Origin of the sequence: Parabacteroides chongii, assembly GCF_029581355.1 — a bacterium.
GTDB classification, from domain to species: Bacteria; Bacteroidota; Bacteroidia; order Bacteroidales; family Tannerellaceae; genus Parabacteroides; species Parabacteroides chongii.
Genome location: NZ_CP120849.1, coordinates 3,439,337 through 3,461,321 on the forward strand (window position 1 = coordinate 3,439,337; position 21,985 = coordinate 3,461,321).

Annotated in this window: 21 protein-coding genes; 2 read left to right on the forward strand and 19 right to left on the reverse strand. The window is 46.0% G+C overall.

Features of this window, described 5'->3' with window-relative positions; all coding sequences use genetic code 11:
* Positions 1-157: 157 nt before the first annotated feature.
* The 17 genes from P3L47_RS12705 to P3L47_RS12785 form a co-directional block, all read right to left on the reverse strand.
* Entirely contained in the window at positions 158-598 is a 441-nt protein-coding gene (locus tag P3L47_RS12705; RefSeq protein WP_277781014.1) for an HU family DNA-binding protein, read from the reverse strand.
* Between the two features lie 40 nt (positions 599-638).
* The gene (locus P3L47_RS12710; protein WP_427910570.1) at positions 639-2,054 is read right to left on the reverse strand and encodes a DUF3868 domain-containing protein; all 1,416 of its coding nucleotides are present in this window, start codon (positions 2,052-2,054) and stop codon (positions 639-641) included.
* A gap of 21 nt (positions 2,055-2,075) precedes the next feature.
* Complete coding sequence (locus tag P3L47_RS12715; protein ID WP_277783698.1) at positions 2,076-2,663, reverse strand: DUF3575 domain-containing protein; 588 nt, start codon at positions 2,661-2,663, stop codon at positions 2,076-2,078.
* Between the two features lie 24 nt (positions 2,664-2,687).
* On the reverse strand, positions 2,688-2,993 hold the full coding sequence (locus tag P3L47_RS12720) for an HU family DNA-binding protein (RefSeq protein WP_277781016.1): 306 nt from the start codon (positions 2,991-2,993) through the stop codon (positions 2,688-2,690).
* 414 nt (positions 2,994-3,407) lie between these two features.
* The gene (locus tag P3L47_RS12725) at positions 3,408-4,391 is read right to left on the reverse strand and encodes a tyrosine-type recombinase/integrase (RefSeq protein ID WP_277781017.1); all 984 of its coding nucleotides are present in this window, start codon (positions 4,389-4,391) and stop codon (positions 3,408-3,410) included.
* Between the two features lie 161 nt (positions 4,392-4,552).
* Positions 4,553-4,981, reverse strand: a complete 429-nt coding sequence (locus tag P3L47_RS12730; protein ID WP_277781018.1) for an RNA-binding S4 domain-containing protein — start codon at positions 4,979-4,981, stop codon at positions 4,553-4,555.
* Between the two features lie 6 nt (positions 4,982-4,987).
* Positions 4,988-5,551 carry an aminoacyl-tRNA hydrolase gene (gene pth / locus P3L47_RS12735; RefSeq protein WP_122360600.1) on the reverse strand — a complete coding sequence of 188 codons (564 nt, stop codon included), beginning with the start codon at positions 5,549-5,551 and terminating at the stop codon, positions 4,988-4,990.
* Positions 5,552-5,640: 89 nt separating this feature from the next.
* Positions 5,641-6,231 carry a 50S ribosomal protein L25/general stress protein Ctc gene (locus tag P3L47_RS12740; protein ID WP_122360599.1) on the reverse strand — a complete coding sequence of 197 codons (591 nt, stop codon included), beginning with the start codon at positions 6,229-6,231 and terminating at the stop codon, positions 5,641-5,643.
* A 132-nt stretch (positions 6,232-6,363) separates the two neighbouring features.
* Positions 6,364-7,215: an SDR family oxidoreductase gene (locus tag P3L47_RS12745; RefSeq protein WP_277781019.1), complete on the reverse strand. Its 852-nt coding sequence runs from the start codon at positions 7,213-7,215 to the stop codon at positions 6,364-6,366.
* A gap of 2 nt (positions 7,216-7,217) precedes the next feature.
* Positions 7,218-8,444 (reverse strand): NADH:flavin oxidoreductase, encoded by a 1,227-nt coding sequence (locus tag P3L47_RS12750; RefSeq protein WP_122360597.1) that lies wholly within the window; start codon positions 8,442-8,444, stop codon positions 7,218-7,220.
* A 42-nt stretch (positions 8,445-8,486) separates the two neighbouring features.
* A complete protein-coding gene (locus P3L47_RS12755) occupies positions 8,487-9,248 on the reverse strand; it encodes a DUF1295 domain-containing protein (RefSeq protein WP_199715418.1) in 762 nt (253 codons plus the stop codon).
* A gap of 19 nt (positions 9,249-9,267) precedes the next feature.
* On the reverse strand, positions 9,268-9,825 hold the full coding sequence (locus P3L47_RS12760) for an STM3941 family protein (RefSeq protein ID WP_122360596.1): 558 nt from the start codon (positions 9,823-9,825) through the stop codon (positions 9,268-9,270).
* 5 nt (positions 9,826-9,830) lie between these two features.
* Positions 9,831-10,124, reverse strand: coding sequence for a PG0541 family transporter-associated protein (locus P3L47_RS12765; protein ID WP_122360595.1), 294 nt, complete (start codon positions 10,122-10,124; stop codon positions 9,831-9,833).
* Between the two features lie 124 nt (positions 10,125-10,248).
* On the reverse strand, positions 10,249-13,374 hold the full coding sequence (locus tag P3L47_RS12770; RefSeq protein ID WP_277781020.1) for an efflux RND transporter permease subunit: 3,126 nt from the start codon (positions 13,372-13,374) through the stop codon (positions 10,249-10,251).
* A gap of 13 nt (positions 13,375-13,387) precedes the next feature.
* Positions 13,388-14,410: an efflux RND transporter periplasmic adaptor subunit gene (locus tag P3L47_RS12775; protein WP_122361063.1), complete on the reverse strand. Its 1,023-nt coding sequence runs from the start codon at positions 14,408-14,410 to the stop codon at positions 13,388-13,390.
* A gap of 39 nt (positions 14,411-14,449) precedes the next feature.
* Positions 14,450-15,841 carry a TolC family protein gene (locus P3L47_RS12780; protein ID WP_277781021.1) on the reverse strand — a complete coding sequence of 464 codons (1,392 nt, stop codon included), beginning with the start codon at positions 15,839-15,841 and terminating at the stop codon, positions 14,450-14,452.
* 33 nt (positions 15,842-15,874) lie between these two features.
* Positions 15,875-16,492: a TetR/AcrR family transcriptional regulator gene (locus P3L47_RS12785; RefSeq protein WP_277781022.1), complete on the reverse strand. Its 618-nt coding sequence runs from the start codon at positions 16,490-16,492 to the stop codon at positions 15,875-15,877.
* 237 nt (positions 16,493-16,729) lie between these two features.
* Here P3L47_RS12785 and P3L47_RS12790 point away from each other — a divergent pair, with 237 nt between their 5' ends.
* Positions 16,730-17,632 carry a helix-turn-helix domain-containing protein gene (locus P3L47_RS12790; RefSeq protein ID WP_122360591.1) on the forward strand — a complete coding sequence of 301 codons (903 nt, stop codon included), beginning with the start codon at positions 16,730-16,732 and terminating at the stop codon, positions 17,630-17,632.
* 12 nt (positions 17,633-17,644) lie between these two features.
* Here P3L47_RS12790 and P3L47_RS12795 read toward each other — a convergent pair whose 3' ends face one another.
* Positions 17,645-18,163: an HdeD family acid-resistance protein gene (locus P3L47_RS12795; protein ID WP_122360590.1), complete on the reverse strand. Its 519-nt coding sequence runs from the start codon at positions 18,161-18,163 to the stop codon at positions 17,645-17,647.
* 218 nt (positions 18,164-18,381) lie between these two features.
* Here P3L47_RS12795 and P3L47_RS12800 point away from each other — a divergent pair, with 218 nt between their 5' ends.
* Complete coding sequence (locus P3L47_RS12800) at positions 18,382-19,392, forward strand: AI-2E family transporter (RefSeq protein ID WP_277781023.1); 1,011 nt, start codon at positions 18,382-18,384, stop codon at positions 19,390-19,392.
* A 190-nt stretch (positions 19,393-19,582) separates the two neighbouring features.
* Here the strand turns inward: P3L47_RS12800 and P3L47_RS12805 are convergent, their stop codons facing one another.
* A complete protein-coding gene (locus tag P3L47_RS12805) occupies positions 19,583-21,910 on the reverse strand; it encodes a beta-galactosidase (RefSeq protein ID WP_122360580.1) in 2,328 nt (775 codons plus the stop codon).
* Positions 21,911-21,985: the final 75 nt, after the last annotated feature.

Below are 21,985 nucleotides of genomic sequence, written 5' to 3' on the forward strand. Positions count from 1 at the left end.
ATATGTGCGGCAGCAGTGCGCCGAGACCTGCCGGAGTAGTGTTCTGACATCTGCCGCAGATGTGCCCGGAGATCTGCGGCAGATGTCAGAACAGATCTGCTGCAGATGTCGGAGCATCGCTGCGGCAGGCCTCGGAAGGGCCATTCGAGGGATTCGCCTATTCGATTACGGGGCGGTCGTCCTCTTCTTCTTTTGTCGTGTTGTCTTTCTTTACGCGGGTGAAGGTCATCGCGCTGCGGACAGCTTGTATCACCTTGCCGGGAAGGAATGAGACGGACGGCTTCTTCATCATCGTGGCGGCGTCGAACTCGTCTTCGGTGGCGGCTCCCTTGCTGCCCACGGTGGGGCGGAAGGTGCCCAGCTCGCCGACTTGCACCGTACGGCCCTCCTTCACGTGGCGGGCTATATGCCTGGGCAAGCGGTCGAGACAGGATTTGACATCGGCACTTGTCAGCGCCGTTTCTTCGGCAATGCCTTCACAGAGTTCTTCGAAACCGACAGTTCCGTTGTTCACCAGTTGGGCAAAATACTTGACCGCATCTTCCGGTGCGTCTTTGGAGAAGTCTTTGCGCTTCACCAGTTTGTACTTGGCACTCATGATTCAGGTTGTTTTCGTTGTTTAATTAAAAAGTTGATTGTTATCGCATCAGCTTCACGAGTTCCAGGTTGGCAGTTGCGGCTTCGGACACTTCCGGTTGGGAGGTGAGGCGACTGAGTGCCGTTTCGGCATCGGCCCATCGTTCGTCGAGCATTAAGAGGATCGCTTCGGCCAGCTCCTTCTGGGCGGAAGGGGCGGCTTTGGCGAGGTAGCGTCGCGCCTTGTCGGCCTGGCGGTTTTGCAGGGCGATGTTGGCGGCATTGAGGTTCGAAACGGGGTCGTCGGGATACATGCGGACGGCTATTTCGAACACTTCCTTAAATTCGTCGCTTCCCGCCGGATAGGTCAGCGCCACACGGTGCATCTCTTCGAGGCTGAGCTGCGAAGGGTCGCGGTAGATGATGTCGCGGGCTTCGTCGACGGTGAAGTTGCGTATGTTGTATTCCACCACATAGTCGGAATGACGCAGGGCGGGGTAGATGTCTGCCAGGATTTGCTTGTAGGCTGGGAGTTGCTTCAGCTTCCATTCGCGGGCGTCCGGGTCGGCGGGTTGGTCGGCACGGATGATGGCGAGGGCTTCGTCGCGGCCTTCGTTCGTGGAGGCGGCGAGGCGGGTCGCCAATCCTTCCCAGTCTTCGGGCACGGAGGTTACGTCGCAGGGCACGTTGCTGAAGTCGTACAGCTCTTTCACGTAGGCAAGCAGGGCCTGGGCGCGTCCTTCCGCCAGGCGCCGGTTGTTGGCGTAGGCGCCTTCGGGTGAGGCGAAGCCTTTGATTGCCACGTGTGTGATGGTGGCGTTGCTATTGCTTTTGACTGTCTCGATGGTGTTACGTATGGCAGCGAGTTCGCCGGGATTCTTGCGGTATTCGGGGCGGATCGCGGTGCTGCCGACGGGGAAGTCCAAATAGGCTTGCCCGTTGAGGGCGCGGCGTTTCACGGCTTCGGCTGCCGGGGCGATGAAGGCGGGGACAGGCTTGACCTCGGGCATCGACAGGTTGACGACGAAGAGGTGTGCCTTTTCGTTCTGAAGGTTCTTCCAGCCACAGCCGCAGAGGTCGGTCACCATCGACACGTCGGCGCGGTTCATCCATGGGCGGTAGGGCACTTTCACGAGGTAGTCTACCTGTTGCTCGGCGTTGTTTTTGCGGCGTACTACCACTTCGCCGGGCTGCACGAGGGCTTTACCGTCGCGGCGTTCGTAGGCTATTTGGCGGGTGCGACCGTTGACTACCAGTGGGGGCAGTGCGAGCAGGCTGTCGCCTTTTTGTAGGAGAGGGGTGCAGACCACGGTGCGGTTGCTGCCCAGCTGCATCTGGCTGATGTCGATATGCATGTTCACCACCAGGTCGTTGCCGGAGCGTTGCACGGACTGGCGTTCGACGGTGACGGGCGACTGCGCTTGCAGGGCTGAGGCTGCGCACAATCCCATCAATAGAGTGCTTATAGTCTTTTTCATCATACGGTTCATTGTTTGTTGTTAGAATAGATAAATGAAGTTGAGTGCTGCCTGCGTGGGTCCGAAGTAGTTTTTGTGTCGGTTCGTCTCGCGGTTGCCGCATTCGGCACAGGGGTAGCGGTCGTATTCGAAGTAGATGTAGCCTACGCCCACGGTAGCCTCCAGGCTCCAGTGTTTGGAGAGCATCCACTGGTAGCCGTAGCTCAGGCCTACGCCTGCTCCCCAACCTTCGCGACGTTCGCCTTCGAGGTCGAGCAGTTTCACGTCGGCTACATTATATAAATAGTAGGGGACGTGCAGACCGAGGAAATGTCCGTTGTTTGCTTCGCAGAACCAGTAGCGCAGTTCGGGCTGAATGCGCAGGTGCTTGAGCGAGCGGTCGTAAGTGCCGTCGTCGTTTTTGCCGTCGAAGGGGTTGAAGCCGGCTTCGATGTCGAGGCTCCATTTCTTGGCCAGGCGAAATTCCAGTCCGGCGTTGAAGGTGGCTGTTCCCCAATAAGGGAGGTTTGTTTTGATGCCAACTACCGGCGCCTTGCTTTCGGGTACTAGTGTCTGAGCTGAAAGAGTAGAGACCAGGAAGCTGAAAATCAGTAAGAGGAAGTTCTTCATCATATAGCTGTTATTTATGGGTTTTTATATTTGTTGATATTCCGGAGTCCGGTCGTTTTCGTTCAGCCGTTTCTTCAGGTCGCTGCCGACGGTGAATTTGACAGTGAGAGAGGGATCGAGTATACAGGGATCTCCGTTCTGAGGGTTGCGTACAGGGCGGGGCTTTTGTCTCTTGGGTAAAAATGTACCGAAACCACGGATGGATACTTCTTCATTCTGTTCCAGTACCTCCGTGATGGATTCAAGCAAGGTGTTGACGAATAGGTTGACCTTGTATTGGGGAATCCCTAACTTTTCAGACACTTTGGATTCAAGGGTTCTTTTATTCATACTAGTGTGTTGTTTTATTAAAACTTATTTATGAAATAAGTTTTTCTACTACGAGAAAAACCACACTGAAGGGGAAAAACAGGAGACGATGAGACGGTTTTTTCTTTTATTTTATCTTTCGATTGTGTTTAAAAGAGTATAAATCTACTGTTATATTCATATAACAGCTGTTAAAACACAAGAAAGACTGACCGGTCATATTCTTATTGAAGCAAATACGATTATTACCGGCTAAAAATTGTAAATCATAAGTCAAAAACTAATACCCTATTCTATTTATTCCCGATACACACAAAAAAAGTATCGATTTTTTCTTTCTTTATTCTTTTCTTTTTACCTTTGTGAGTGCCTAACTATTAGATGATTAGGCAAAATACAATAAGAATCAACGTTTATTACGCAATTATTCTTATTTCATAAATAAGTTCCTTCAATCCCTCTCCAATCTATGTTTTTCGGTTTATTCCTCAGTATCTCACAAATCGGATCCGTGATCTTTCGATTGGCCAGGTCGAGTTCCGGCTGGTCAAGTCGGTTGAAGTAACCCCGGGTCGTTTTTTCGTTCGTATGTCCCAGTGCCTGACTGATCACGGCTATATCCACGTGCTGACGACGAGCTTCGGAGGCCCAGGTATAGCGCATTACGTAGGATGTCAGGTTTGTATGAATATCCAACAACCGGCCCACCTGTTTCAAGGTTTCGTTATGGGCAGACAGCATAGACTTATACTGGTGGTGAGTGGCAGAAGGAAACATTATCGGGAAAAGGTAGTCCCTGTCGGATGATTCGTATTTACGGAGGATCTGCCACATGCCGGAGGTGATTTCGATGCGTATCCCGATACCGGTCTTATGGCGGTTATACACGATGGCTTGTCCATGTATATTCTTTCGGGTCAGATGCACTATGTCCACAAAAGGCATGCCGTATGCCATAAAGCTGAAAAGAGCCAAATCTGTTGCCAAAGCCAATTCGGGGCGGTCACGAAAATCGACTGTCGCCATTTTTTTCACTTGTTGATCTGACAGAGGCTTTTTGACTGTTATGTCCCTCTTTAGTTTCAATTTCTGAAACGGCTGGGTCTTATTTTTGAAGAGTTGTTCGCCGACGGCTGCATTGTATACGGCTCGGAGACTGCTCAGATAGCTGTTGACAGAGTTGATTTTTAATTGTTTGGCCTGTAGATAGGTTTGGAAATCGTTCACCATGGTAGGGGTGATGTCGCAGATTGGGATATCCTTGTTCCCCTGGAATGTGACGAAATGCCGGGCTACTGCCAGATAGAGATCAGCAGTGCTGTCTTTGCCTATCAACCGCTTGCTTTCTGCTCGCTGTTTGATATACTCATGTAGTAAAATACTTTTTTTCTTAGGGTTGCTTTCTTTTGTTGTTTCCATACGCAGTTGTTTATATCAGAAATTACTAAGATATAAACCTTTTTGGGATGGGGATTGTTTGGGAGGGAAAAAAGAGTAGGTGTGTTCTGTTTTGCAAAACATTTATAATATGGCACACAGGAATGCATATAACTTAAAAGCATCTGTGTGCCGTATTCTTTCTATTCCTCTTCCGAATCAAAATCGAAATCAAAGTCGAAGCCGTCGTCCATTACTCCCGGATCAGTGAACTGTTCCAGTTCGCGACGGTCTTTCTTTGTCGGGCGGCCCAAGCCGCGGGCACGGTCTACGAAGCCGGAGATTTTGTTCATTTCCAGTATTTCGTATTGGTCTGGTGTCGTGACATTTTCCAGGTAGTCCGGAACCAGTTTGGCTCCCATCCGGCGTTCCGTCAGTGCCAGTACTTTGAAAGAGAAAGTTACAGGCGGCTTGCGCACCTGAATCACTTCGCCGACTTTGATCATGCGGGACGGTTTTACGGTGACATTGTTTATCATGACCCGGCTTTTTTTGCAGGCTTCCGCTGCGATTGTCCGAGTTTTAAAGATGCGGGTTGCCCACATCCATTTGTCTATTCTTACTTCGTTCATAACTTTTTACTTGTTATTAAACTGGTTCATCGTGATCTGTACTCCCGCCAGGCAGAAGCTCTTGACGATCTCGATGGCCCGTTTCAATTTTTCCGGCATCAGTTCCAGTTCTTCAGGCGGAAACTTGCCTAAAACGTAATCTATTTGTCCGCCGCGGGGAAAGTCGCTGCCTATACCGAACCGCAGGCGGCTGTATTCCTGTGTGCCCAGGAGCTGCTGGATGTTTTTCAGTCCGTTGTGACCAGCGTCGCTGCCCTTCGGTTTCAGGCGTAAAGTACCGAAGGGGAGAGCCAGGTCGTCTACTACGACCAACAGATTCTCTACAGGAATGTTCTCTTTTTGTAACCAGTAGCGGACAGCATTTCCGCTCAGGTTCATAAATGTATTCGGTTTGAGCAGGATCAGCTCGCAGTTCTTTACCCGCATCCGGGCAACTGCTCCGTAACGCTCTTCCGTGAAAGGCACTCCGGCTTCTTCAGCCAAAGCATTCACGACACGGAAACCGATATTATGCCGCGTACCCCAGTATTCAGAGCCTATATTACCAAGTCCGGTTATCAGATATTTCATGATTTTTGCATTATTATATAATATAAGAAAGGGAAGAACATTCTCCTGAACATTCCTCCCTCACGTTATTTGGTATTCTCTTTTTCAGATTACTTACCAGCAGTAGCTTGAGCACCACGAGCGGCACGAGTCAACTGAACGGCGCAAACAACAGCGTTCTTTGCATTGGTCAGTTCCAGACCTTCGAAGTGTAAAGCACCCACCTGCATAGACTTACCTAAGCCCAGGTGATCAACGTTGATAGTCAGTTTTTCAGGGATCTGAGTGTAAACAGCTTTTACTTTCAGCTTTCTCATACGCAATGTCAGCTTACCACCGGCTTTAACACCTTCGGCGTGACCAGTCAGAACAACAGGAACTTCCATTGTTACCGGTTTGTTTTCTGAAACTTCCATGAAGTCCATGTGTATGATAGCATCGGTTACTGCTTGGAACTGGATATCTTTAACGATAGCCATAGTCTTTTTTCCGTCGATGTTCAGTTCAACAGCGAAGATTTCCGGAGTATAAACCAGTTTACGTACACTGTCGACAGTTACTGTAAAGTGAGTTACTTTTTCGCCACCGTATAATACAGCAGGGATTTCCTGATTTTTACGCATAGCTTTCAAAGCTCTTTTCTGATCAGAAGAAGTAGCAGCTACTTCTCTTCCTTTTCCTTCTAATTGGAATGTCTTCATTTCTTTAATTTTTTGTGTTACTCAAAATTAGTATTTATGCTTCCTAATTTTCCCATCACACGTACGGGGGTTAAAAGCGGTGCAAAGGTATGTTTTTTATTAATACGTTCCAACTGTCCCGTGTATATTTTTTTAATCCAGTAGATTACGGGAACGAAGCAATGTCTCCGTATCGCCCCAGAGCTTGACTTGTGCCGGATGGTTTCGGATACGTTCCGACAGCTTTTTCTCTTTGCAGTTGGCGTAGCATGCACCACTTTTATCGTTCACATCTTCCGACAGAGCAAGGTGTATGGCTGTTGCCGCTCCTTGCAGCGGTGTTTTGATGAAAGGACGGAACAGGATATCTGTCAACGGGTCGAACCAGGCATTCATCGTGATCATATTCGTACTGACGATACCTGGGTCGGAGGCGTTGACGGTAATTCCTTTTTCTTTTACCCTTTCCGCCAACTCGCGTGTAAAGAGCAATAAGGCCAGTTTGGTATTTCCGTACACCGATATCCGGTTGAAGCGTCCGTTCTTCCCTTTCGTGAAGAAGTCGGATTCTATTTTACCGATGGCGTACGTGCAGGATACTGTATTGACGATACGGGTTCCCTTATGCATCAGGGGAAGCAGTAACCGGGTGAGCAGATACGGACCGACGTAATTAACGCTGACAATCGTTTCCAATCCGTCTACTGTAGGACGGATATGGGTGGTCAGAACTCCGGCATTGTTCATTAACCGGCTGACCGGGCGTCCTTCCGCCAGTATCTTTTGTGCGAAAGCATGGACGGATGATAAAGAGGAGAGGTCTATCCCGCGGACCTCTATTTGCTTATTCCCGCTTTCTTGTTTTATACGTTCGCAGACCTGATATGCTTTCTCCGGTTCTTTACACGCCATGATGATCTGAAAACCGTCTTTGGCCAGTGCCAGGGTGATCTCTTGTCCCATGCCCCCGTCGGCACCGGTTATAATGGCTATTCCTTTTTCCATTATTATTTATACTCCAGTTTTTCTATTTCTTTGACAATACTTTTAGGTAGATTCTGTATATGTTTATGGCAAGCCATTTCCAGTGAATACATACGGGCAATGCAATAGTTGCTGTGACCGCAGTCGCAACGGGCCTGTTCGTCTTCTTTCATATGGTTGACGAAAGCCGGGTCGTTGAGCAGTGCACGTGCCATGCTGACAAACTCGAATCCGTGGCCGAGCACTTCCTCTATCTTTTCACGGGAGATAAGGCCGCCGACATATACAAGGGGCATTTTCAGGGCTGCCCGGAACTTCAGTGCATCTTCCAGAAAATATGCTTCCTTGAATGGTTCGGTAGGTATCATCAGGTGACCTGCCATCCGAACGCCAATGGGCAACCAGCCGTTTGGCATGTAATGGGTCATTGTACGGATAGGCATGGCTCCCCGCATGACGTACATAGGAGCACGGCTTACAAATCCCCCGCTCAGTATCAGGGCATGTACGCCGCATTGGTTTTGCAGGGTACGGGCGACTTCCAACGTCTCGTCGAGTTCCATGCCGCCTTTAAAGCCGTCGCGCATATTCATCTTTACCAGGACTGCCATATCCGAACCGGCTGCTTTCATTACCTCTTCCATACACATCTTCATGAAACGCATCCGGTTTTCCAGGCTTCCGCCATATTCGTCTTTCCGGCGGTTGGTATAAGGAGAGAGGAACTGGCTGATCAGATAACCGTGTCCGGCATGTACTTCGACGGCATCCATTCCTGCTTCGCGGGCGAGGTGAACTGCCTGGCCGAAGGCTTTTGCTATGGCTGCTATCTCTGATTGTTTCATCCCACGAACAAAAGTCGGAGAATAGATGTTGAATCCTGTAGAGGCGGAAATAGGAGTGCATCCGCAGATGTTTTTGTGAGACATATTTCCGCAATGTCCGATCTGTATGGAAGCGGCAGCACCCTCTTTATGGATGGCATCTGTGATCTTCTTCAGACCGGGTATAATTTCAGGGCGTAACCACAACTGACGTTCGAATGAAAGTCCGCTTTGTGTTACAGCGGCATAGGCTAATGTAGTCATGCCGATTCCGCCGGCTGCCACAGAGGTATGGTAGTTATATAACATTTCCGACGGAGCGTTCCCCGGGCACATACTTTCGAAAGCGGCCGCTCTGATCGTACGATTTCTGAGCGTGAGCGGGCCGATAGAGGCCGGGGTGAATAGCATAGATTCTTTATTCATATTAATAACCAGTTATTTGTTGTCGTATTTTGTATAATCACATCAGTAAATAAATGGGATAATTCGTTTCCGGTTCCCGACTTCTTTGCCGAACATGGCTTTGTACTTGTGCCAGATCGTATTGGCACGCGGAACCAGGTTGGCAAATGTCCACCAAGCGAACAATGCTCCGCTGGCGCTCCAGGTTAGGATGGCAAAACCACACCATTCCACCAGTTCGCCAAAATAGTTGGCGGAGGTTACGTAGTTGAACATACCTCCTTTAGGTAGGTAATGATTGGTGTCGCCCGGCTTGCGGAGATGGCGGACGATATAGTCAGACCGCCAGTTGATCCACATGCCGCTGAAGAACATCAGTGTTCCGATAATGAATTGCGGAGTGGTCAGCCATTGGCTCGAATACATATTTTCGGGGGCGAGGTAAAATATCCACATGCCTTGTATGTAACCGTTCAGCAGGTTGAAGACAATCCCCATTGTCATAATGCCCACAGGCATTTTGCTCTTACCTTTGATCAGTAAGGGGAATATAAATGCTCGTTGCAGGTAATGCAGTTCGAAGAAGAGGAAGAAGAGTAGGGGAACGGTTTCAAGTTGCCGTTCGGACTGGCTCCAGAGGAAGAGCATCACCCCAAAGACAGGTGCTTCCATACAGATCCAGGCTATTTTGTTTGGAATAGGGATACCCCATTTTTTGTCGAATAACATGCCGTATCCGGCTTCTACGAAGTAAAGGGTAACAAAAACAATGGCGGCAATGACCGCCATTATAATCAGCAATATATTAAACTCATCAAGGGTCATTTTAAATCGAGTAATAAGATTATGCTTCTTTATGTAATGTTTTATAGTGGTTGTATTTCTCGAATACAGCCTTTTCGAGTTCCTTAAATGTACAATCCAACGCACGGTCGGAGATACAAATAGGCGATCCGTAGTATTGAAGCTTCAGTTCCAGGGAACGCTTCTTGCTACGTGTGGGCTCCCGGTCAATATATTCGTTCGGATTTTTTACCTTCAGCACGATATATTTACGTTTCAGGTTGCTAAGGTCGTCCATTATTTTGATATTGTCAACATCTTTCCACAAAATTGTGCCTATCCGGTTGCCTGTCGATATATCATTGATCCCCTCGTCGGAGATATAGATCGCCTTGAAACTTTCGCGGGTTAGGAATGAATAGCTGATTAAGCAGAAGAATGTCGTGAGTAAAGCAAAGACACCGATGAAGATAAAGACAAAACGTCCTTCCCCGTATTTGAGGTCATGAGCAGCATACAAAGCTCCGGCACCGATCAGGGCAGAGAGGAGCGTTGTCAGGAACAATCCTCTCTTTTTATGCCTGCTCAATTTGAATGTGATTGTAGAAGGTGCTTCCATAACCGTCAAATTGATTTTTCAATGTTCCATACGAATGCACGTAGTCCCTGGGCTTCTGTCTGCATATCCATTTTGTGGAGCAGGTCCAGGAAAGGATCGACTTTTTCGTCGTCTACCATGGCCAGTATGGCTGAGTTGAGGGTTGGCCAGGCATGGCTACCGTAATGAGGTTCGCCTTTTTGGCTGCCGCGTCCCTGCACTGTTTCCCAGAAAGTAAATCCGCGAATGTTGCTGCGATCCATAATACTGAGGATCATTTCGTAGTAAGCCTGATTGAATGATATGAATATAGCTTTCATTGTTCTTGTATTTTAATGTTATATTCGGGAATAACCGGTTCCCAGCTTAGGGAGTGGCTGTCTCTCTTATCTGGGAAATACCTATTCCCTGATAAGGGAGATTGTCACTCCCGGTTCTGTTATTTTATAATTGTTCCAGATGATTCAACCTTGCGATCTTACGGCGGCGGCGTTTTACACCGTTTCCGGCAAATACGCAATATACCGTCGGTACGATAACCAGTGTGATCAAAGTGGATACTGAAAGTCCCCATGCAACCGTCATACCCATCGAGCGCCACATTTCAGCACCTTCACCTGTACCGATAGCCATCGGGATCATACCGAGTACGGTAGTCAGGGTGGTCATCAATACCGGACGGAGACGGGATTTACCGGCAGCAACTGCAGCAGTAAGAATACTCATTCCGCGTTCGCGGCACAGGATCGTGTAGTCGATCAGTACGATACCGTTCTTTACAACGATACCCATCAACATGATTACACCGATCAAAGCCATCACCCCGAGTGGTGTCTGTGTGATTGCCAATCCCAGAATTACACCAGTAAAGGCGAACGGGATGGAGAACATGATCACGAACGGGTCGGTCAACGATTCGAACTGGGCTGCCATCACAATAAATACCAGGATGATGATCAATACCATCAATATACCCAGGTCGGTAAATGTATCCTGCTGGTCTTCGAATGTACCTCCCAGCTGCCAGCTTACATCAGACGGGATATCCATCTTCTTCAGCTCGGATTGAACGGCAGACACCAGGTCGCTTAATGCAGCACCCTGACCGACAACGGCAGATACTGTGATAAGACGTTCACGGTTTTTACGTTCGATAGTCGGCGGTGTCATACGTTCTACAACTTTACCTACATCGCGGATACGAACCCCTTGTCCGGCATTGTTATAGATCATGATATTTTCGATATCTTCGATAGACTGGCGGAATTCGGGAGCATAACGTACTTTGATATCATACTCGTCACCGTCTTCACGATACTTGGAAGCGGTGGAACCGTTGATACGGTTACGCAGGTATAAAGAGGCTGTCGTAACGTTCAGGCCGTTCATTGCCAGTTTTTCGCGGTCGAAGTCTACCTGGTATTCCGGGATATAATCTTTACGGCTGATGTTAACCTGTGAACATCCCTTCAATCCTTCCAGACGTCTTGACAGATCTGCTGCAACAGCATCGGTCTTGGCAAAGTCGAAACCGTAGATTTCAATATCCACAGCGTTCTCACCACCCATAGAGCCGGACTGGCCGCCGGCCAAAACCTTGTACTCTTTAATCTCGGAGTATTCAGCCAAATCCTGACGCATTATATCACAAATCTCGATCAATCCTCTTTCACGGTCGCCGACACTGCTCAGGTTGACATTCATTTCAATAATGTGCGAACCGTTGTCGCTCAACTGGGCAAATGTGTTATCCGTATCAGCCTGTCCTTCGGTGAAGTTCAGTACCAGAATTTCCGGATATTTCTCACGGAACTGTTTGTCGATACGCAAAGCCAGATCGCGTGTGATCTCCTGGCGGGTACCGATGGGCATTTCGATCGTGATACCGATACGGGCATTATCCTGGGTCGGGAAGAACTCAGTCTTAATCATAGGGATCATCATCATGCTGCCTGCAAAGATCAGGAAGGCACCGGCAATAACTGTTTTACGATGACGTACTGCCCAGTCCAGGAAACGTGCATAAGCAACATCCAGTGCATTCAGTGCCTTTTCAATAGGAGTGAAGAACAAAACGTACAGACGTCCTTTCTTCGGATCGAGACGTAACAACTGCGAACAAAGCATCGGTGTCAAAGTCAAAGCTCCGACTGTCGATACGATCATGATGATACTAACGATCCAGCCTAACTGTTTGAAAAGGATACCGGCCATACCGGTCACCATTGTCAATGGCAGGAATACTGCCAACATAGTCAATGTGGAAGCAATTACGGATATAGCTACCTCGTTGGTCGCGTGTACGGCTGCCTGCTTCGGTTTACTACCTCTTTCAATATGCGTCGTGACATTCTCCAATACCACAATGGCGTCATCCACCACCATACCGATTGCAATAGACAATGAACTTAACGAGATAATGTTCAGTGTATTGCCGGATGCCAGCAAGTAGGCGAATGCGGCGATCAGTGAGATCGGGATCGTCAGGATAATGATAAATGTCGCTCTCCAGCGTCCCAGGAAGATGAATACCACCAACATAACGACAATGAAAGTGATCATGATCGTTTCCTGCAAACTGTCGATTGTATTCAGGATGTTGGTCGAGGTATCGACGATCACACCCAGTTGTACGTCGGATGGCAAACTGGCCTGTATTTCCGGCAGTTTTTCGTGAACTTTCTTAGCGATATTCACCGAGTTTGCTCCGGACTGCTTCTGGATAACGATCATACCCCCCTTACCTCCGTTGTTGAAGGTTTCCTGGGCACGTTCTTCGATATAGTCTTTTACCTGTGCAACGTCGCGCAGATACACATTCTTACCGTTATTGCTTCCTACCACTAGGTCCAGCATTTGGTTGGCATTGGTAAATTCACCTTGTACACGGAGCGTATAGGTGTTTGAACCGATATCTATGCTACCACCCGGCGTATTGCGGTTCTCCTGTGCAATGATAGAGGAGATTCCCTCGATGGTCAGCCCGTAAGCTTCCAATTTGTAAGGGTCGCAATATACCTGTACTTCACGGATCGGAGCACCGGAAATAGATACGGCACCTACTCCGCTGATACGTGCCAGCGGGTTGGATACTTTATCGTCCAGGATTTTGTAAAGGGCGTTGGTACTTTCCTCTGCTGTTACCGAAAGCAACAGGATTGGAATATCGTCGGTACCGAACTTAAAGATGATCGGGTTTTCCACGTCATCCGGCAGAGACGATTCTACGATGTCCAGTTTATCCCGGACGTCGTTGGTCGCGACATCGATATCGGTACCATATTCAAATTCCAGTGTAACGATAGAGATGTTTTCGCGAGACTGTGAGGTGATGTGTTTCAAGTCACTCACGCTGTTCAATACGTTCTCCAATGGTTTGGATACGTTCATTTCAATATCGGTGGCGCTGGCTCCGGGGTAGGCCGTCATGACCATGATCATGTTGGTCTCGATCTCCGGGAGCAAGTCGACTGATAATCGGGTTAAGGAAAAAAGTCCCATAATCACCACAGCCACGAATACGAGGGCGGTGGTTACCGGCTTTTTTACCGCTGTTGCATATAAACTCATATAGTATTATTTCTTACTTGTCAATTTCTACTTCCATTCCATTACTCAAACGGTTCTGACCGGTTATTACTACCTGGTCGCCATTTTCTACGCCGGATACGATCTCATATTTGTTTCCCATGCGGCGTCCCAGTTCTACCTTCTGGTAGGATACTTTTCCATCTTTGTAAACATAGATGTAGCGGTCACCCGATCCGGATTGTTTTACAATGGACTGGTCCGGTGCAACTACGTGGTTACGTGTACCGAAATTCATCGTTGTACGTGCAAACATTCCTGGACGTACGCGTTCGTCGGTGTTGGCAATCTTAATCTCTACCGGGAAAGTACGGGTGGAAGAATCTATGGTCGGGTAGACCAGGCTTACTTTGCCTTTGAATACTTCGTCGCCATATACATCCAGCTTGATATCTACTTCATTGCCTTTCTTCACTTGTGTGAAATAACTTTCGGAAACGTTCACGAACAGTTTGACCGGGCGGATCTGTTCTACTGTATATATAGGATCACCACCGCTGTACATATCGCCGCTGTCGTAATTACGGGCAGTGATGATACCGCTGATCGGACTTAGCAACTGAGTGTTATCCTGCAGGTTCTTATAACTTGCGCGGCTTACGTCCAACTGTGTTTTCTGGGCATCCCAGGCCGATTTGGAAGCTCCGCCGACTTTATACAATTCGTCGATGCGCTTGAATTCAATTTCCTGATTGTCCAATTGTATTTTGGCCTGTTTCAGGTTTGTTTCGTCCATCTTGACAAGTACCTGGCCTTCTTTTACATGGTCACCCACTTCTGCGAACAGCTTCTCAATACGAACCGGAGACTGAGGCGCAATGTTGTTCTTTATGTTTGCCTCTACGGTTGCAGTAAATTCCGCCAGCTGGTCTACATCCTGAGCCGATACCTGCTCAATCTTCACTTTTACTTTTTCATCATGGGTATCTGCCTCAGAGTCTTTCTTTTCACCTGTACATGACATCAGCAGGGCTAATGTTACGAGCGGTACAACTTTCAGCATTTCACGTGTTTTCATATTGTAAACTGTTTTTATTTTTGTTCTCATTCTTGTTTCTTAATTCGTTTGTTCCTGACCTAAAACTTTTTCCATATCCGATTTAGCTACCATATAATTGTAGATGGACTGGTTCAGATTCAGTTTCGCTTGTGTCAGTGCCAGTTCCGCATCGTTCATTTCAAGCAATGTTCCGGCTCCTGTGTCATAGCGCTTCTGGGCGATCTTATATCCTTTGTTTGCCTGTTCGACACCTTTCTGGGCGGCATCGAATTGTTTCACGCAGGTTTTCATATTATCCAGATATTGTTTGATAGCCAACTGCAGGTTGCGTTTCGTATCGTCGCGCTGTAAATCCATCTGATGCATGGATACCTGCGTCTGCTTGATCTTATGATATTTGCTGCCTCCGGAAAAGATAGGGACCGTAAGCGATACACCGACAATCGAGTAAGGAGTCCAGTTATAGTTCTTGAACTTGAAATCATTGTTCATGGCATTCCACTGGTACATACCTGTGAGCGATAATGTAGGCAGATAGTCGAACTTCTGCATGGTCAAAGTCTTTTTCAACTGTTGCATCTGCAGATCGATCTGTTTCAAATCGGTGTTGCCTGCCAATGTCGTATCGGTTGCCATATAGTCCGCAAACAGGACTGATTCGAAATCGGCCAGTTCTCCTTCGCAGTCGATAGCCATTTCTAGATCCATTCCCAGGAGTGCCTTTAATTGCCATTTAGCCAATGTCAGCGAGTTTTCTGCCTGGAGCATATTCGGTTCACTGTTCTTTACGGTCACGTCTGCACGGATCAGATCGTATTCGGCTACCGTTCCCTGGTCATATTTCTTTTTGATATCCAGATAGTTTTCCATCGCGTTGTCATAGCTTTCCTTGAAAACACGATAAGAATCGTTTGCCAGTAAAACGGCATAGAAACCTTTCTTTACCTGGTTTACCATCGATATTTTGGATGACCGTGCCTGCTCTATAGACAGTTCCACGTCGAGGGCGGATATGCTGAGGCTTTTCCATAATGTAGCGTTGACAAGGGGCATCGATAGATTGAAGCCGGTAGTCCAGTTGTTATCACGGCCAACCTCAATACCTTTGCTCATATCGATACCTTCCATACCGGGCGTCGATTCGTCACTGCCGCCACCCATATCGAAACCATCCATATACATCACCTGCTTTTTCAATGTGCGGGTATAATCGGCTGTAAAATTAATCTGAGGGAACAGAGCGGCATAGGTGCCTTTCTGTGCATACTTTTTCTTTTCTATTTCTCTGTCTGCGACTTTCACGGTCGGGTTTTCACTCAATGCTATCTCCAATGCTTTTTCCAGGTCGAGCTTCAGGACATCCTGTGCTTTCACCGTAGAAAAGACCAAAGAAGGCAGCAACATCATGACTACCCACATCATCTTCTTAGTAATTAATACTCGTTTCATTTAAACTAGATTTGATTTTGAATAAAATTCCTATTACTCTTCACTTAATAATATGTCCTGCGAGTGTTTCAAAGCATAACGCTCCAAAATCGTCAGGCCTTTCTCTGTGCATATACCCCGGAGGAAGGTAAACAATACCGTCTGGAATACTTCTGCCACCGAATGGTTCAGAAATGTTTTCGACGGGCGGATCATTTTCAATTGTTCTTTTGCCAGCAAAGCTAATATTTCGATATTTACATCTTTCTGAAAAACACCTTCTTTAGCTCCCCGATTGAGTAACTTGATACATCTTTTAGTGAAATCCGCTTTGTCTTTCTCAGCTTGTTCCAATGCTTTCGGATAACGTTTCAGATCATCATAATATTTTTTATTGTACCAACGGGGGCGTTTCATAAAATCTTCGTAGAACAGGACGAAAACATCGAGAGCCGTGTATGGACCTTTTTCCAGTTCGGCAAGTGTGCTTCGCATGCTATTATTATAGGATTTAATAGCTTCCTGTAATAATGTTTCCTTGTCTTCGAAGAATTCATAGATCGTACGTTTTGAAATACCGATATTCCGGGCAATATCGTCCATGCTCACACTCTTGATACCGTATTGTGAGAACAGATCCAATGCCGTCGTCATAACTTGTTCTTTTGTCATATTTATTTTTTTGAATCACTTGCCATTATGCTCGGTGACAAAGATCTGCCTAATTTAGAAAACTCAAAAGGTTTATTCTGTTACAGGATTGGTTTGAAACGAAAGGAGTATTTTCTGTTTTGGGCTATATAGGGAGGAAAACTGTGTGAATTGGTGAAAAATGAAACAAACTTCTTTGATCGAATATAAAAATGTCTATCTTTGTGCAGACTATAATGATGAGTAAAATATAAAATTATGGAAAATCTCCCTTTGATAAAGTTTGCTGAGTTAAATAAGGGTATAATAATCCGCGATAGTTTCCAGGATATTTTTCTGATAGCCGATATTGATGGCAATCAGGGTGTGGACGACCAGGAAGTGTATGAACATACTATGCCGATGCGGTTGGATGCATTATTGATGGTCTTAGTGCTGGAAGGATCTTCTGAAATAGCGCTGGACTATGTACCTTATACTATAGAAAGCAATAGTTTTACTATTATTATGCCGACGCATACGATACAGCTTAGTAAGATTAGTAAGGATTTTAAAGGGAAATTACTGGTTATTTCGCGTGAGTTTCTCGATGAGTGCAATACGGCGAAACGTAGTCCATCGATGGCTAATTATATGCAACTGAGGAAAAATCCATGCACTACTTTTGAACCACAGGAAACTGAGTTGGTAGACAATTACATCGAGTTGTTAAGGAGTAAAATAAAGAACCGGGCTCATTTTTTTCAGAAAGAAGTGATGCAGAACTCTTTTGTCGGATTCCTTCTGGAGATAGCCAATATATTTATGGGAAAAAAAGATGGTCTGTTAATGCCGGCTCTTTCCCGCAAAGAAGAACTTTTCGAACAGTTCCTTCAATTGCTGTTTGAACATTGTAAGGAGCAGCATGTGGTTACTTTCTATGCAGAGAAGCTTTTTATCACTCCGCAATATCTGTCTTTGATCTTAAAGGAACTGACCGGAAAATCTGCTAATAAATGGATTGACGATGCTTTGATCGTTGAGGCGAAGATCTTGTTGAAAGCTCCGCAGGCAACGGTACAGCAAGTCGCAGACATTCTTCATTTTTCCGATCAGTCTACGTTTGGTAAATTCTTTAAAAAGCATATGGGTATTTCTCCGATGGAATACCGCAAGTCTTAATATTTTCCTCTTTTATCTTTGGCGGAATTTATACCAGTTGATCAATTCTATAACTCCATAGAAGATACTGGCTACGCCAAAGATTACAAATGTGTTCGCCGCAGCTCCGAACGGATAGGCGATGATCATAATACCTGTCAATAAAATCAATGCAGGCATGATGTAGAAACCAAACGGCACTGTACTCCATTTGCGGGCAGATACCAGCATGGCTATTTGCTGAATTCCGGCAATAACCAGTAACGCTCCCAGGATATACATTAATATATTGACAAAAAACTCCGGCATGATCACAAGCCATGCTCCGAATAAAATACTTCCGGCGCCGTCGATAGGGAACATAGGAGAGGGTTCACCTTCCACTTTCTCCCGTGTGAAATAGTTCAACAAAGAAAACAGGCCGGGTATGATGAAGCAGATACCTATGGCAATAACCAAATAGGTAATGGCAGCTTCCGGCCATAAGACCAGTACAAATCCTAAAATCATAGCAAATGCACTTCGTAAAACTGAGTTGTTAATTTTTTTCATCTGAATATCTTTTAGTAGTTCTTTTTATATATAACAACGAAGATACCTCATTTTCTTTTTACGATAAAATAGTATTCGCTTTAATTTGGAAGAAGCGAATATAAAACTATAAAAAACATGATATAATCTTAACAACTTTCCCTTTATTTTGTTTTATAAGAAAATGGTCGTAAGACATACTACAAAATAGGAAGTTGAAATTTATATTATAAACAAATATGAGCTTGAAAGAATCGTACTGGAAATATTCCTTGATAATTATTATTCTGGTAATGGGGATAATACTTTTTATTGAATTTATCCCGTTCCTGGGAGGGATACTGGGAGCTTTTACCATTTATATCTTATTGCGGAAGCAATTACAATACCTGACAGAAAAGAAACGGCTGAACCGAAGTCTGGTCGCTATCCTGTTATTGCTGGAAACCATTCTTTGTTTTCTTATTCCGTTGTCGCTGGCAGTCTGGCTGTTCGTTAATAAATTGCAGAATATAAACCTGAACCCATCCGAGCTGGTGAGTTCCTTTGAGCATATTGCCGACCTGATCCGTGAGAAGACCGGGTTTGATGTACTTGAAAAAGATAATATAGCCTCCATTGTATCTGTATTGCCTAAGGTAGGTCAGGTTTTGATGGGAGGTATCAGTGGTTTTGCTGTAAATGTGGCAGTTCTTGTCCTTATTCTTTATTTTATGTTGATTGGAGGAAGTAAGATGGAAACATATCTCTATGAGATCCTTCCTTTCAGTAAGGAGAACAAACGTGAAGTGTTGAAAGAGATCAACATGATCGTAACTTCCAATGCTATCGGTATTCCTTTACTGGCAATTATTCAAGGAGCTATTGCGATGGTAGGATATTGGATATTTAATGCCCCGAGCCCGTTCCTGTTCGGTTTTCTAACCTGTTTTGCTACGATTATCCCGGTTGTTGGAACTGCTTTGGTTTGGTTGCCGCTGGTGGTGTATATGGCGCTGACCGGTGATTGGGTGAATGGGCTGGCTCTGATGGCTTATGCATTGATCGTTATTACCAATGTGGATAATTTGATACGTTTCGTTCTGCAGAAGAAAATGGCGGATACCCATCCATTGATCACTATCTTTGGAGTAATTATCGGCTTGTCCCTGTTTGGTTTTATGGGGATAATATTCGGACCGTTACTGATCTCTGTCTTTATACTTTGCTTTAGCATGTTTAAGAAAGAGTATCTGGATAAGGACAGATAATAGTTGACAAGTGACAGTTGACAGTTTGCGTACAGAATGAATTGCATTAAAGGCGATGTATCGAAAGTCTGTATTAAAGAACGCAGAATACGCAGACAATATTGATTTTAATAAACATAGTCTGCGGAACTCTGCGTATTCTGCGTCGTCTGCGTTCAGTAATTGCTATTTTGATACAGCCTCTTTGATACTAATAACTGAACGGTGTCATTTTAGCATACGCTTTATAGTCTTTGATCATGCCGGGATAACCTTCTTCGGCACGCGGCAGATAACGGAATCCGGAGATAGTTACATTTTCACGCAGGTCTATGACTACCTGGTGAGGATATTTCGCCTTTCTCGCCGTACTCCAGTAAGTAGATTCCTGCAAGTCGAATATTTTATCGGCTGTGAAATTACCACCATAAGTCTCTTCACTGTCTGCATAAACTATTTTCCAATGTTGACGGGAGAGAGGTTTGCCGTTTTCGTCCAGCAGATAGAATTCAGCAAGAGCAGCAATGTCTTTACCATCCTGTGCATTGAGTGCTTCCAGACAGAAATGACGAGCCTGTACAGGTGTATCGAATTTTACTTCCTGCCAACCGTTACCAGGCTTTAAGGAACCTTGTCCGACCGGTTTTTCATTTTTCAGATTCAGGTTTTGTCCTTCCTTCCGGTTTGTCAGCGGAGCTTCCGGTCGCAACATATCGAGGATAGGGGTCTTTAAACCTTTGACAGATGCCTTTTCCGGTCCTTTCAGGTCGAGAACAATAATTTCATTTTCTCCTTTTTTGAGCCAGCAGCCCGGCATGAACAACGTCTGTTGAGGACCGATTTCCCAAAAACGTCCCATTGCCTTTCCGTTCACCCATACCATACCTTTTCCCCATGTCTGCATATCCAGGAATACATCGCCGGGAGTTTCCAGATTGAAAGTTGCCCGGTAATAAGCCGGTCCGTCTACTTTTGTTCCGGGTGCATATTTTTTATCTTTAACGAATGAATAGTCTACAGGCAAGTTGTAAACCGTCCAGTCTTTCAGTTCCTCTGCAGAGTTCTCGGTGATCAGCGCTACTTTATTCGTAATACCTTTCCGGTCATGGATTGCCTTGTCAAAGTTGACGCGTCCCATCGCTTCGATAAGGATATCCAACTGAGCTCCGGCTGCAGAGGCTGGCAGTTTGATCGTGTTTTCTCCGCGGCGCCGATCCAGGCGACCGACCAGTTTACCGTTAATGAAAACCTGTGCCCAGTCGTGCACCTCGTCTATTAACAGGGTTGTTCCGGCTTTGACTGCCGGTAAGGTCGTGCGATACAGGATTGAACCCCAACCTTGGTCGAACTCTTCCATAGGCTTGATGTCGTGAGTCTTTTTGGGTTCCGGCAGGTTGTCGAATAACAAAGCTGTCTCTTTCATTTCAAACTCAGGGATTTCAATGACAGGAAATGCTTCCGGTACTTCCGATTGAACTTCACCCGGTTCCATATATTTGGCCAGAAGCTCACGCAATTTGTAGTATTTCGGAGTTGTCCATCCGGCTTCGCTGATCGGTGCATCATAATCATACGAGCTGCACATCGCTGAATAGGCAGGACTGTTTGCACCTCCCCAATGTCCGAAAGTGGTACCTCCGTGAGTCATATATAAAGAGAAAGAGATATTCCGGTCCAGCATATCTTTCAATCCGGCAATCATTGTTTCCGCGTCACGTGTTTCGTGTTTCCTTCCCCAATGGTCGAACCATCCGCTCCAAAATTCACTACACATGAGCGGAGTGTTCGGACGTACTTCTTTCAGTTTTTTGAATTGTTCTTCTATATTGGCTCCGGTTCCGAAATTGACGGTCCATACCAGGTCGTCGAGTGCATTGTTCTGGAAGTTGGAACTCCAGTCGCATTGGAAAAGCGGAACATCGGTAAATCCGGCTTCACGCAGAATATCCCGGTTTTTGGCAATATAGGCTTTGTCGGTAGCATATGCACCATATTCATTTTCAACCTGCACCATGATGATATTACCACCGCGGCTGATTTGCATGTCAGCCAGCTGTTTCCCTATTTCATTCATGTATAAACGCACGCGTTCAATAAAATACGGATCGTTGGTACGCAGTTGTATGTCTTCTTTCTTCAGCAACCACCAGGGGAGACCGCCCATTTCCCATTCCGAGCAAACATACGGACCGGGACGTAGCATGATATACATACCGTGTTTTTGAGCCAGACGGCAGAATGCCGCGATATCATTTTGTCCGGTAAAATCGAACTCTCCGGGTTTCTGTTCATGGATGTTCCAAAAGGCATAGATACAAATCGTGTTCATGCCTAAAGCCTTACACATCTGAATTCGGTGTTCCCAGTATTCGACTGGTATACGGGTGTAGTGAATCTCGGCAGCCTTGATGGTGAAAGGCTTGTCGTTCAGGAGAAAAGTCTTGTCTCCAATCTCGAATTTTCCTTTTTCTCCGGAGCTGCTGTTGCAACCGGCTAACAGAAAAAGGAGTAAGGTCATCAGAATTGTCATGTTCTTCATAAGGTGATTCTTGATAAAATTAAGTTTATAAATACTTTCGGATGGTAAAAGTAGATAAATTTGTGAATATTATCG